Origin of the sequence: Burkholderia sp. Ac-20392, assembly GCF_017104585.1 — a bacterium.
GTDB classification, from domain to species: domain Bacteria; phylum Pseudomonadota; class Gammaproteobacteria; order Burkholderiales; family Burkholderiaceae; genus Burkholderia; species Burkholderia lata.
In genome coordinates this window covers 1-12,131 of the sequence record NZ_JAAGPB010000054.1, presented here as the reverse complement: position 1 = coordinate 12,131, position 12,131 = coordinate 1, and the positions used below count along the sequence as shown (strand labels likewise).

Below are 12,131 nucleotides of genomic sequence, written 5' to 3'. Positions count from 1 at the left end.
AAGTCCTCTCACGGGCAACGCGCCATGCCGCGCCCGACCCTCACCCCGCCACCCGCACGTGATCGAGCAGCGCCTGCAACGGATGGCGCACCTGCTTCGACGACATCCGCTTCACCTGGCTACGGCACGAATACCCGGTCGCCAGCGCCTCACCTTCGTCGTCCGGCCCGTCCACGTGCGCCGACCACGACTGCGAATAGATCGTCTTCGACGTCGCGAGATTGCGCGCCTCGTGCCCGTAGGTGCCCGACATCCCGCAGCACCCGGCCGCCTGAACCTGCAACCGCAGCCCGCGTCGCGCGAACACCTGCGCCCATTGCTTGCCGCTGTCGGGCGCATTGGTCTTCTCGGTGCAGTGCGGCAGCAACCGGTACGACATAGGCACGCCGTCGCCACCGGCGCCGGCTTCCGGCAGCGCCTGCAGCAGCCATTCCTGCGGCAGCGCGACCTTCGGCACATCGGTGAGCCCGGTCACCTTCAGGTATTCCTGCCGATACGTGAGCGTCATCGCCGGATCGAGGCCGACCAGCGCGACGCCCGAGCGCGCCAGCGCGGCCAGTTGCGTCGCATTGCGGATCGCCGCCTTCTCGAACACCCGCAAAAAGCCCTGCACATGCAGCGCCTTGCCGTTCGGCGCGAGCGGCGCGAGCCACACCTGAAAGCCCATGCGCGCCGCCAGCTCGATCAGCGTCGCCAGTTGCTCGGTATCGAAATAGCGCGTGAACGTGTCCTGCACGATGACGACGCTGCGTGCGCGCTGCGCGTCGCTCAGCGCGGCGAGCGCCTGCGGGTCGGCCGGCTTCACGCGCCATTGACGGATCACCGCCGCGAGATCGAAGCGGCTCAGCAGCGGGCTGTCGACCATGCCGACGTGCCGCTCCAGCACCGTGCGCACCCATCCCGCCCGCATCAGCCCGTTGTACAGCGCGGGCACCCGCGCCATCCACGGCATCGTGAATTCGAGCGAACCGATCAGGTAGTCGCGCAGCGGCCGCAGGTAGCGCTGGTGATACAGCTCGAGAAAGCGCGAGCGAAACTCCGGCACGTTCACCTTCACCGGACACTGCCCCGCGCACGACTTGCACGCGAGGCACCCGGCCATCGCGTCGTACACCTCGTGCGAAAAATCGGCTTCGCCGTTGCGCGCCGCGCGGCTGTTGCGCCAGCGCGTGGCAAGGCCGCTCAGGAACGGCTGCCGCGCACGCGCGGCCGCGACGACGTCGACGCCGGCCTGCCCTTGCAGGCGCAACCATTCGCGCATCAGCGACGCACGCCCCTTCGGCGATTGCACGCGTTCGCGCGTCGCCTTCCACGACGGGCACATCGCATCGTCCGGGTCGAAGTTGTAGCACGCGCCGTTGCCGTTGCAATGCATCGCGGTGCCGTAGCTCTGCCACACGCGTTCGTCGATCTGCCGGTCGTGGTCGCCGCGCGTCGGTACTTCGTCGATCTTCAGCAGCCGCATCGTGTGGTCCGGCGGCGTCGCGATCTTGCCCGGGTTGAACTGGTTGTGCGGATCGAACGCGGCCTTCAGTTGCTGCAGCGACGGATACAGCTCGCCGAAAAACGCCGGCGCATATTCGGAGCGCACGCCCTTGCCGTGCTCGCCCCACAACAGGCCGCCGTGCCGCTGCGTGAGCGCCGCCACCGCATCCGACACGGGCCGCACCAGCGCCGCCTGCTTCGGGTCCTTCATGTCGAGCGCCGGCCGCACGTGCAGCACGCCCGCATCGACGTGGCCGAACATCCCGTATTGCAGCCCGTGGCCGTCGAGCAGCGCGCGGAATTCGGCGATGTACGCGGGAAGGTTTTCCGGCGGCACCGCGGTGTCCTCGACGAACGGCTGCGGACGCGCCTCGCCCTGCACGTTGCCAAGCAGGCCGACCGCGCGCTTGCGCATCGCATACACGCGCTTCACCGCATCGTCGCCGGCCGCAAGCGTGTGGCCCAGGCGCTCCACGCTCGTATCGGTGCGCAGATGGTCGACGAACGCGCGCACGCGTGCATCGACGTCCTCCGCGTCGTCGCCGCTGAATTCGATCAGGTTGATGCCGAGCGTCGGCCGAGCATCGTCATGCGGGAAATACTCGGCCACGCTGCTCCACACGAAGTCCTTCATCGCGAGCATCAGCACCTTCGAGTCGACCGTCTCGATCGACAGCGGCTGATGCGCGAGCAGCGCGCGTGCGTCGCGCAGCGCGTCCATGAAGCCCGCATAGCGCACGTTGACCAGCACCGAATATTTCGGGATCGGCAGCACGTTGAGCTTCGCCTCGACGACGAAGCCGAGGGAGCCTTCCGCGCCGCACAGCACGCTGTTCAGGTTGAAACGGCCGTCGGGTTCACGCAGGTGCGCGAGGTCGTAGCCGGTCAGGCAGCGGTTGAGCTTCGGAAACTTCGCTTCGATCAGCGCCGCCTTGTCGTCGCTGATGCGCCGCGCGGTGCGGTACACCTTGCCGATGCGGTCCTGGCGCGCGCAGCGGCGCTCCAGCTCGTCGTCCGCGAGCGCGTCGCTGTGCAGGTGCTCGCCGCCCATCAGCACGAAATCGAGTTCGAGCACGTGGTCGCGCGTCTTGCCGTACGTGCAGCTGCCCTGCCCGCTCGCGTCGGTGTTGATCATCCCGCCGACAGTCGCGCGGTTCGACGTCGACAGCTCCGGCGCGAAAAACAGCCCGTGCGGCTTCAGCGCCGCATTGAGCTGGTCCTTGACGACGCCCGCCTGCACGCGCACCCAGCGCTGCTCGACGTCGATTTCGAGGATCCGGTTCATGTTGCGCGACAGGTCGACGACCACGCCGTCGGTCAGCGACTGCCCGTTGGTGCCCGTGCCGCCGCCGCGCGCGGCCACCGCGACGTCGCGATGCGCAGGCTCGGCGAGCAGCCGCGCCAGCAACCGGACGTCGTCCGCATGCGCGGGGCAGATCACCGCTTGCGGCAGGCGCTGGTAGATCGAGTTGTCAGTCGCCTGCACCGTCCGGTTCGCGTGGTCCGCGCGGATTTCCCCGGCGAATCCGGCGGCCTGCAGCGCGGCGAGAAAGTCACGGTACGCATGCGCGGGCGGGTTGGCGGGACGGGGCAACGAGGCGATCGACATGGGGCAAAAGCGGGAGTGTGGGTGGAACCGGCCGGCTCGCGTGGCCGAAACATGATTTTTTAGCAAGTTTCCACGCGACCGGGAATTCCAGTATCTTTGGATACTTCGCGAGAAACAAACGAATTCTGCTCCGGCGAATATTGCATAAAACTCATGAATTACCGTCGCCTCACCCCGTCGATGTCGCTGCTGCTGGTGTTCGAGGCCGCCGCGCGGCATGAAAGCTACACGCGCGCGGCCGAGGAGCTGTCGCTGAGCCAGAGCGCGATCAGCCGGCAGGTTCAGACCCTCGAGGATCAGCTCGGCGTGCCGCTGTTCCGGCGCGAGGGCCGCTCGGTCAAGCTGACCGAGGTCGGGCGCCGCTACTTCACCGAGCTGAGCGGCGCGCTGGGGCGCATCCGCGGCGCGACGCTGCAGGCGATGTCGCATCAGGCGGGCGCCGGCACGCTGCGGCTCGCGACGCTGCCCACATTCGGCTCGAAGTGGCTGCTGCCGCACCTGCACGACTTCTACACCGCGCATCCGGGCGTGACCGTGCACCTTCATTCGCGGATCGGCGGCATCGATTTCCTCAACGACGACCTCGATGCGGCGATTACCGTCGGCGCGGGCGACTGGCCGGGCCTGCACGCGCACCGGCTGTACAACGAGTTCCTGATCGCGATCGCGCCGCCCGACACGGGCAGCGGCAGCCGCCGCAAGGCCGACCCGCGCACGCCGGCGTGGGCCGCGAAGCAGACGCTGCTCGGCGTGACGAGCAACCAGCAGGCGTGGGCGGAATGGTTTTCGCACTATCGGCTCGACCATCGGCAGATGCGCATCGGCCCGAGCTTCGAGCTCACGTCGCACCTGATCCAGGCCGTGCGGGCCGGGATGGGAATCGGGCTGGTGCCGAAGGTGCTGGTGGAAGACGAGTTGAGCCGCAACGAGCTCGTGTCGATCGGCGACGCGATCACCAGCCAGCGCAGCTACTACCTCGTCTACCCGCCGGGGAACGAGACGCTGCCGTCGCTCGTCGCGTTCCGCGAATGGCTGCTGAAGTCGTGCTGAAACGCGGCCGGCGGCGGGCCGCTCAGGTGCGCCATTCGCCGAGAATCTGCTCGGCCAGGTAGTCGCACGGCGGGCGCGCGGACTGTGCGCTGCGCGCGAGCACGACCTCTATTTCGCCGAGCGGCGGCAGCCCGTGGCTTTCCGACAGCTGCACGAGATGATCCGGAACGCAGCAGCGCGCCAGCGGCGCGACCGCGAGCCCGGCCTCCACCATGCTGAGCAGGCCGAGGTGGCTCGGGCTTTCGTACGACATCCGGTACGGGATCTTCCGCCGGTTCAGCGCCTTGACCGCGTGATCGCGCGCCGCGCTGCCGCCGTGCGTGAAAAAAGCCACCGGCAGCGGCCGCTCTTCCCAGACGTTGCGCTTCGGCGACCCGGCCCAGACGAGCGGTTCGAGCCGGATCAGCTCGCCGGTCACGCCCTTGATCCGCGTGAGGCACGCGAGGTCGACCGTGTTGTCCTTCAGCATCGGCACGAGCGCGCTGCTCGGCTGGCCGATCACGCGTATTTCCACGCGCGGATGCATCGCGGCGAACTTGCCGAGCACTTGCGGCAGCAGCGACGAGATGTAATCGTCGGGCACGCCGATCGTCACGCGGCCGCGGATCTCCGGGCGCACGACCGACGCCCAGGCCTCGTCGCGCATCGCCAGCATCCGGCGGCCGTATTCGGCGAGCATCGTGCCGTCGTCGGTCGGCGTCACGTTGCGCGTGTCGCGGATGAACAGCGGCTTGCCGAGCGCATCTTCCAGCGCCTTGATCTGCATGCTCACCGCCGACGGCGACCGGTGCACGGCCTGCGCGCCCTGCGCGAACGATCCGGATTCCGCCACGGCCACCACCATCGCGAGCACATCGAGGTCGAGCTTTTTCATCGTATTCAGAAAAACTGATTAATCGATTCAGTTTATCCCGTTTTACTGTTCACCTCCACGGCCGGACAATGAATCCCGTCAGCTCTCACTCGTTGCAGGAATCAACAGACATGCATACGTCCGGATCGCTCTACGGATTTCTCGTCATCGGCGGCATGCTCGCGGTCACGCCCGGGCCGAACATGGTCTACGTGATGTCGCGCTCGATCGCGCAAGGACGCACGGCGGGGCTCATCTCGCTCGGCGGCGTGATGATCGGCTACCTGTTCTACATGTTCGGCGCGGCGTTCGGCATCACGACGTTGTTCATGAGCGTGCCCTATGCGGGCAGCGGGCTCGCCGTGATCGGGGCGGCATACCTGTTGTATCTGGCGTGGCAGGCCGTCAGGCCCGGCGGCCGCTCGCCGTTCGAGGTGCAGGCATTGCCGAGCGAGCGCCCGCTTCGACTGCTCGCGATGGGCGCGACGACCAGCGTGCTGAACCCGAAGCTCGCGATGCTGTTCATTTCGTTGCTGCCGCAGTTCATCGACTACCGGAATGGCAGCGTGCTCGGGCAATCGCTGTTTCTCGGTTCGCTGCTGATCGCCGCGTTCGCTTCCGCGAACGGGCTGGTGGCGATCTGTTCGAGCAGCATCGCGAAGTTCCTGCACGGGCGCCCGATGCTGCTGCTCGCGCAGCGCTGGGCGATGGGGCTCATTCTTGGCGGGCTGGGCGTGCAGATGGTGATCGATGCGTCAAGGATGGCGGGCGTGGCGTGACGGCTGCTAGTGCGCCCCTGAACTGAAACGGAAGCGGCCGGTGGGCAACGTTGCCCACCGGCCGTCATGCAGGAAACACGCCGTCGGTGCGACTCGGTCACTTCGTCAACAGTTCGGCCTCCAGCTCGCGCAACCGCTCCGGAAACCGGACGCGCAGCACCAGGAACCACCCGAGCCCGATGGCCAGCAGCGCGACGAACACATAAGGCAGCCACGCATAGACGCCCGCCGGCACCGGATACACGCTGCCGGCCAGCGGAATCGCGAGCAGCACGACCGCGACGACGCTGATCGCCACATGCCGCGCACGCAGCCGGCGCTGCCGGCGCAAGTAAAGCGGCGCGCCGATCGCCACCAGCACGTACGCAAGCAGCCAGCCGTACGTCGCGATCGAGCTGAGATAGCCATACGAATCGAGCAGCGCGGTGCCGCGTGCGGTGAACACCAGCGCAGTGGCCAGCGCCAGCACCGTAATCAGCGCCACCGCGACGTGCGGCGTCGCATTCCGCTCGTGCGCCTGGCCCGTCGACGCATGCAGCACGCCCTGCCGCCCGAACGTATAGACGATCCGCGCCGCCGCATTGATCGACGAGAAGAACGCCGCGAAGAAACTCAACGCCACGCCCGCGTCGATCAGCACGCCGACCCAGCCGGCCCCGAGCCGATGCGCGAGCACCGCGAGCGGGCCGTCGACCTGATCGAGCGGCGGCTTCTGCCCGTGGAACGCGCTCACCATCCCGTACGCGCCGATCACGAACAGGATGGCCGGCCCGACGACGCTGATCAGCACCGCGCGCGGAATCGCGCGGAACGGGTCGCGCGCCTCTGCGCCGAGCACCGTCGCACTCTCGAACCCCGTGAAGCTGAAGAACGCGAGCACCATCCCGAGCTGCAATTGCGTCGGCTTCACGCCTTCGAGCGTCAGTTGTTCGCGGTCGACCGGATGCCCGCCGAACGCGATCGTCCCGATCACGACGATGGCAATCAGCAGCAGCGTCGCAAGCTCGACGAACAGCGTGAAGCGCGTGGACAGCCGGATGTCGCGAAACGCGATGTACCACGCGGCGAACGCGGTGACGATCGTCAGCCCGAGCACCGCGCCGAGCGACGTCGCGCTGCCGAGCAGCCCGGTCTCGCGGCCCAGCACCAGAAACGTGTTGATCGTCCCCTGCAGGATGCCCGCGGCGGCCACCGCATAGGCAATCAGCAGCGACCAGCCGCAGATCGCGCCCCAGACCGGCCCGATGCCGGCCGACACGTACGCATACAGCGCGCCCGGCGACGCCGAGTCGCGTGCGAACACCGAGATGCTCCACGACGCGAACAGCAGTGCGACGATCGCGAACAGGTACGCGAGCCAGGTGCCATTGCCGGCCGTCGCGAATACGGCCGGGATCAGCACGCCGATCCCGCCCGACACGCCGACGAGGCCGATCGACTGCGCGATCAGTTCGGGCAGGCTCAGGTAGTTGCGCCGCAGGCCGCCTGCCTGCGGCACGGCATTGTGCGCAGGCAGTGCCTGCGCGGAGCTTGCTGGATGATTCATCGATTGATCTCGTCAGGAATGAAACGGCGCCGCGTGGGCCACCTGGTTTCCTTGCTCATGTTTCGTTGCGGGGAATACGCCGGCACGATCCGGTCAGTTCCAGGAATGGCGCGCGGGCTTCACGCCGTTGAGGTAGTAGTTGCCGATCGCGTGATACTTCCAGCGCACCGGGTCGTGCAGCGTATGCACGCGCGCGTTGCGCCAGTGGCGGTCGAAGTTGTATTTCGCGAGCGTCGATTTGCTGCCGCCGAGCTCGAACAGCTTGCTCGCCGCGAGCAGCGACACTTCGGTCGTCGCGATCTTTGCCTCGCCGACCGCGATCGCGGCCTGCGCGACCGTTTCCTCGCTTGGCTCGCGCTTCGCCGCGTCGACGAAGCGCCCCGAGCGCGCGAGCAGCGCTTCGGCCGCGTGCACGCGGTACGCGATGTCGCCGATCTGCGCGACCGTCAGCGGATCCTCGCTCGCGCGTTCGACACCGCTGTCGATCCACGGGCGCGCATGCTGCTGCACGAACGCGATCGTGTCCTGCAGCGCGGCGCGCGCGATCCCGAGATCGATCGCGGCGGTCGTGATCTGCGCGAACGGGCCCGCGAAGGTCGGACGGTCGTACGAACGCTGCGTGTGGAAGATTTCGAACGGGCTCACGCGCACGTTCTCGACGATCACCGTGCCGCTCGCGGTCGTGCGCTGCCCGAAGCCGCTCCAGTCATCCACGACGGTCAGCCCCGGCGCACCCTGCCGCACGAATGCGAGCACGGCCTGGTCCGACTCGTCGAGCGCGAGCACCGGAATCCAGTGCGCGAACAGCGTGCCGGTCGAATAGAACTTGCGGCCGTTCAGCACGAATGCGTCGCCGTCGCGGCGCACGCGCGTCTGGATGTCGAGCACGTTCTTGCCGCCCGCTTCGGAGAACGCATTCCCATAGCGCGTGCCCTTCAGGACGAGATCGAAGAAGAAGCGCTTCTGCGCATCGCTGCCTTCGAGGCGGATGTCCTCGATCAGGCAGTAGTGGTTCTGCGGGATCTGGCCGAGCGACGGGTCCGCCTGCGAAACGATCGCGATCACTTCCGCGAGCGTCACGTTCGACACTTCCGCGCCGCCGTACTCTCGCGGCACCGTGATGCCCCACAGGCCGCTCGACGAGAACAGCTCGATCTCGTCGAACGGCAGCTTGCGCTCGCGGTCGCGCAACGCGGCGTGCTCGGCCAGTCGCGCCGCGACCTGGTGCGCGACGTCGAGTGCCTCGGCATCCGAGCCGATCACGGGAACGGGCGTGGCGCCCGCTTGCGGTTGTACGTTTTCTTCGATGATTTCCGTAGACATGTGATTTCCGGCAAAGCTCATGAATCGGCCGGCGGTGCCGCGAAGCATCCGCCAACCTCCTGTTTCGATATCCGAAATGTCAAACCTGGATGACCCGCAAGAATGGTCGGCGTCACCCGTTCGGTCAGCCCGCGCGCGGCACGCGTGATTGCCCGCCGCGCGCCGGCCTCCGTATTACGCGGCAACGGCCTGCCGCTGCGCCTCGAGTTCGCGCACGAGCGGCAGCACGCGCTTGCCGAAGTACTCGACTTCCTCGATGAAATGCAGGAACCCTGCGAGCACGAGATCGACGCCGATCGCCTTCAGCGCGACGATGCGTTCGGCGATCTGCTGCGGCGTGCCGATCAGGTTCGTGCGGAAGCCGTCGTTGTACTGCACGAGATCCTCGAACGTCGACTTCGCCCAGTTGCCCTCGCCTTCGGGCGACGCCTTGCCGGCCTGCTTCACCGCATCGCCGAACGCATGCACGGCCTCGACGTGCGCGTGCCGGATGATGTCGTCGAGCACGGCCTGCGCCTCTTCCTCGGTATCGCGCGCGATCACGAACGCGTTCACGCCGATGCGCACGCGATGGTTGTTCGCCGCCGCCTTCGCGCGGATGTCGTCGATCTGCGCCTTCAGGTTCTCCGGCGTATTGCCGTTCGTGAAGTACCAGTCCGACACGCTCGCCGCGTTGTCGCGCGCGGCCCGCGAGCTGCCGCCCTGGAAGATCTCCGGATGCGGCTTCTGCACCGGCTTCGGGCTCAGCGTGTAGTCGTTGAAGCGGTAGAAGTCGCCCTTGAACGTGAAGTTGTCCTGCGTCCAGATGCCCTTCAGCGCCTGGATGAATTCCTTCGAGCGCCGATAGCGTTCGTCGTGCTCGAGCCACGGCTCGCCGATCGCGGTGAATTCGCCCTTGAACCAGCCGCTCACGACGTTGATCGCGACCCGCCCGTTCGAGATGTGGTCGATCGTCGCGAGCTGCTTCGCGACCACGGCCGGATGCCACGGCCCCGGCAGGATCGCGGCGAGCACCTTGAGCTTCGTCGTCGCATGCAGCAGCGCCTGGCTGAACGACACCGACTCGTGCTGGTATTCGGCGCCGTAGCCGGCCGTGAAGCGAATCTGGCTCAGCGCGTACTCGAAGCCGGCCGCCTCGGCCGTGCGTGCGAGCTGCTGGTTGTATTCGAGACTCCAGTCGGTGCGCTGCTCGATCGTGCTGACGACGAGGCCGCCGCTGACGTTCGGCACCCAGTAGGCGAACTTGACGCCGTCGGCGGAAGGGTCGGTATGGCTCATGAGTGTGTCCTGGTCGGAAGAGAAAATGCAGCCCGCCTATGCGGCCGCGACGGAAAGCGCATGCGGGCGCAGTTGCGGCACCGCGCGATCGACGGCAAGCGCGATACGCGCGCGCAGCGCCGGGTTCGTGATCTGGTACTGGTCGAAATCGCTTTCGGACGCGTACACGCCGATCGGCAGCGTGCGGGCCTGGAAGAAGCTGAACAGCGGACGGAGCTGATGGTCGATCACGAGCGCATGACGCTCGCTGCCGCCGGTGGCCGCGAGCAGCACGGGCACGTCGATCAGCGCTTCGTGATGCACGAGGTCGAACAGGTGCTTGAAGAGGCCCGTGTACGACGCGCGATACACGGGGCTCGCGACGACGAGCGCGTCGGCCGTCTCGATCGCGCGGATCTGCGCATCGAGGTCGGCCGGCACCTGCGTGCGCGTCAGCGCGCCGGCCAGCTGGCCGCCGATCTCGCCGAGTTCGATCAGCCGCGTTTCGATCGACAGCGCGGCGCCGAGTGCCGCGACGATCGCGTCGGTCAGCGCCAGCGTGCGCGACGGTCGTTGCAGGCCGCCCGATATCGCGACTACGTTGATTGCATTGCTCATCGATTGCATTCCCATTGTCGAGTCGGGTGCCGACGCACCCGTCACGTCATGGGTCAGCAAGGAGCGTGCCATTTCGATCATCGAGAGGGAAAACGATCGTCTGCATGACGAAATGCATCGCGATCGACGGCCTGTCACGGCGTTCCCACCGAACGCCCCACGTTGATAAGCGTGCCAGTCACGGCATCACAACCATATTCCGCAACGCGATGAACTCGGGGAAACAACGCTGCTGATGCGCTGCTGCGTGATCAGCAGCACGGCGTGCGCCACCCGCGCCTTTCCGCTTCGACACGGATTCCGGCAAGTGCGCGGCGTCCATTGGCATGCATTCGCGCCGGCTGTTCGCGTTCACGTGCCAGCGTGACGCGTCCCGCCCTTGCGATATCGCCGACATGGCTGCTGCATCGTCGCGCTGCGTGCAACTGATCGCCGCGCTGCGCGAGATCTCCGTGCCCGGCTGCGTCCAGCGCAGCATTCCCGCATTGGTTATCAGAAATCGATGTTTCCTGCGTTGCGCAAAACGTTGAACACTCTGCTGATCAAGCAGCACCCGGTCAGCAACGCCCTATGCGACCTGACCGCTTTCGTGCAGCAGCCCGACGCATTCATCGACATGACACCCATTTCCGTATCGCCTCGCGCGGAAGGCCTGCGCGTCGTCGCGCCGGCCCGCGACGAACCCGCGCCCCCTGACGCCCTGCAAACCGCCGAGCGTCTGGCGGCCGGCTTTGCATGCACCGCGGCCGAACGCGACCAGCAGGGCGGCACGCCGAAGGCCGAGCGCGACCAGTTGCGCGACAGCGGCCTGCTCGCGCTGAGCATCCCGTCTGCCTACGGCGGCCTCGGCGCGAGCTGGCGCACGACGCTCGACGTCGTCCGCGTGCTCGCGGCGGCCGACAGTTCGCTCGCGCACGTGTTCGGTTTCCATCACCTGATGCTCGCGACCGTGCGGCTGTTCGGCGCGCCCGCGCAGTGGGAATCGTGGTTCGAGCGCACCGCGCGCCAGCAGTGGTTCTGGGGCAACGCGCTGAATCCGCTCGACGAGCGCACGCTCAGCCGCTCGCATGGCGCCTGGCACGAATTCAGCGGCCAGAAGAGTTTCTGTTCGGGCGCGCTCGATTCGCAGATGCTGATCGCGTCCGCGCACGACGCCGACACGCGCGCATTCCTGATCGCCGCCGTGCCGACGCAGCGCAGCGGCATCTCGATCGCCGACGACTGGAACAACATCGGCCAGCGCCAGACCGACAGCGGCACGGTCACGTTCGAGAAAGTGCGCGTCGAGGATCACGAACTGCTGACGGACCCCGGCCCGCTGGCGACGCCGTTCGCGTGCCTGCGCCCGCTCGTCGCGCAGCTCGTGCTGACGAACGTGTATCTCGGCATCGCCGAAGCCGCGTTCAACGACGCGCGGCACTACACGCTGCACGAAGCGCGGCCGTGGCCCGGCGCACAGGTCTCGAGCACCGGCGACGATCCGTACATCCTCGGCCAGTACGGCGAATTCTGGGTCGGGCTCGAAGCCGCGCGCGTGCTCGCCGACCGCGCGGCGGACCGGCTCGACGCCGCATGGTCGCGCGATGCCGCGCTCACGCATGCGGAGCGCGG

10 protein-coding genes are annotated in these 12,131 nt (G+C 67.4%); 3 read left to right on the top strand and 7 right to left on the bottom strand.

The features are described 5' to 3' along the window. Positions 1 to 40 precede the first annotated feature (40 nt). Positions 41 to 3,094 (bottom strand): FAD-binding and (Fe-S)-binding domain-containing protein, encoded by a 3,054-nt coding sequence (locus G3N99_RS10265; RefSeq protein ID WP_206122324.1) that lies wholly within the window; start codon positions 3,092 to 3,094, stop codon positions 41 to 43. A 153-nt stretch (positions 3,095 to 3,247) separates the two neighbouring features. On the opposite strand from G3N99_RS10265, the gene G3N99_RS10260 reads away from it, so the two are divergent. Then, entirely contained in the window at positions 3,248 to 4,144 is an 897-nt protein-coding gene (locus G3N99_RS10260) for a LysR substrate-binding domain-containing protein (protein ID WP_174945690.1), read from the top strand. A 22-nt stretch (positions 4,145 to 4,166) separates the two neighbouring features. Here G3N99_RS10260 and G3N99_RS10255 read toward each other — a convergent pair whose 3' ends face one another. Next, on the bottom strand, positions 4,167 to 5,018 hold the full coding sequence (locus tag G3N99_RS10255; RefSeq protein ID WP_174945688.1) for a LysR substrate-binding domain-containing protein: 852 nt from the start codon (positions 5,016 to 5,018) through the stop codon (positions 4,167 to 4,169). Between the two features lie 110 nt (positions 5,019 to 5,128). Between G3N99_RS10255 and G3N99_RS10250 the strand changes: the two genes are divergently transcribed. After that, the gene (locus G3N99_RS10250) at positions 5,129 to 5,776 is read left to right on the top strand and encodes a LysE family translocator (protein WP_174943291.1); all 648 of its coding nucleotides are present in this window, start codon (positions 5,129 to 5,131) and stop codon (positions 5,774 to 5,776) included. Between the two features lie 97 nt (positions 5,777 to 5,873). Here the strand turns inward: G3N99_RS10250 and G3N99_RS10245 are convergent, their stop codons facing one another. From G3N99_RS10245 to G3N99_RS10225, 5 genes are all read right to left on the bottom strand, one after another. Next, positions 5,874 to 7,322 (bottom strand): APC family permease, encoded by a 1,449-nt coding sequence (locus G3N99_RS10245; RefSeq protein WP_206122323.1) that lies wholly within the window; start codon positions 7,320 to 7,322, stop codon positions 5,874 to 5,876. Between the two features lie 93 nt (positions 7,323 to 7,415). Further along, a complete protein-coding gene (locus tag G3N99_RS10240) occupies positions 7,416 to 8,645 on the bottom strand; it encodes an SfnB family sulfur acquisition oxidoreductase (protein WP_206122322.1) in 1,230 nt (409 codons plus the stop codon). Between the two features lie 174 nt (positions 8,646 to 8,819). Further along, on the bottom strand, positions 8,820 to 9,923 hold the full coding sequence (gene sfnG / locus G3N99_RS10235; protein ID WP_174987931.1) for a dimethylsulfone monooxygenase SfnG: 1,104 nt from the start codon (positions 9,921 to 9,923) through the stop codon (positions 8,820 to 8,822). A gap of 36 nt (positions 9,924 to 9,959) precedes the next feature. Beyond that, positions 9,960 to 10,520 (bottom strand): FMN reductase, encoded by a 561-nt coding sequence (gene msuE, locus G3N99_RS10230; protein ID WP_206122321.1) that lies wholly within the window; start codon positions 10,518 to 10,520, stop codon positions 9,960 to 9,962. A gap of 178 nt (positions 10,521 to 10,698) precedes the next feature. Next, positions 10,699 to 11,073 carry a hypothetical protein gene (locus G3N99_RS10225; protein ID WP_206122332.1) on the bottom strand — a complete coding sequence of 125 codons (375 nt, stop codon included), beginning with the start codon at positions 11,071 to 11,073 and terminating at the stop codon, positions 10,699 to 10,701. Here G3N99_RS10225 and G3N99_RS10220 point away from each other — a divergent pair. Beyond that, the coding region (locus G3N99_RS10220) for an acyl-CoA dehydrogenase family protein (protein ID WP_206122320.1) at positions 11,023 to 12,131 on the top strand (1,109 nt) is incomplete at its 3' end. The two genes, G3N99_RS10225 and G3N99_RS10220, sit on opposite strands and share 51 nt — an antisense overlap.

Coding starts and splice junctions, on each gene's coding strand:
- G3N99_RS10265 (WP_206122324.1), bottom strand. CDS start 3,094: ATGTCGATCGCCTCGTTGCCCCGTCCCGCCAACCCGCCCGCGCATGCG.
- G3N99_RS10260 (WP_174945690.1), top strand. CDS start 3,248: ATGAATTACCGTCGCCTCACCCCGTCGATGTCGCTGCTGCTGGTGTTC.
- G3N99_RS10255 (WP_174945688.1), bottom strand. CDS start 5,018: ATGAAAAAGCTCGACCTCGATGTGCTCGCGATGGTGGTGGCCGTGGCG.
- G3N99_RS10250 (WP_174943291.1), top strand. CDS start 5,129: ATGCATACGTCCGGATCGCTCTACGGATTTCTCGTCATCGGCGGCATG.
- G3N99_RS10245 (WP_206122323.1), bottom strand. CDS start 7,322: ATGAATCATCCAGCAAGCTCCGCGCAGGCACTGCCTGCGCACAATGCC.
- G3N99_RS10240 (WP_206122322.1), bottom strand. CDS start 8,645: ATGTCTACGGAAATCATCGAAGAAAACGTACAACCGCAAGCGGGCGCC.
- sfnG (WP_174987931.1), bottom strand. CDS start 9,923: ATGAGCCATACCGACCCTTCCGCCGACGGCGTCAAGTTCGCCTACTGG.
- msuE (WP_206122321.1), bottom strand. CDS start 10,520: ATGAGCAATGCAATCAACGTAGTCGCGATATCGGGCGGCCTGCAACGA.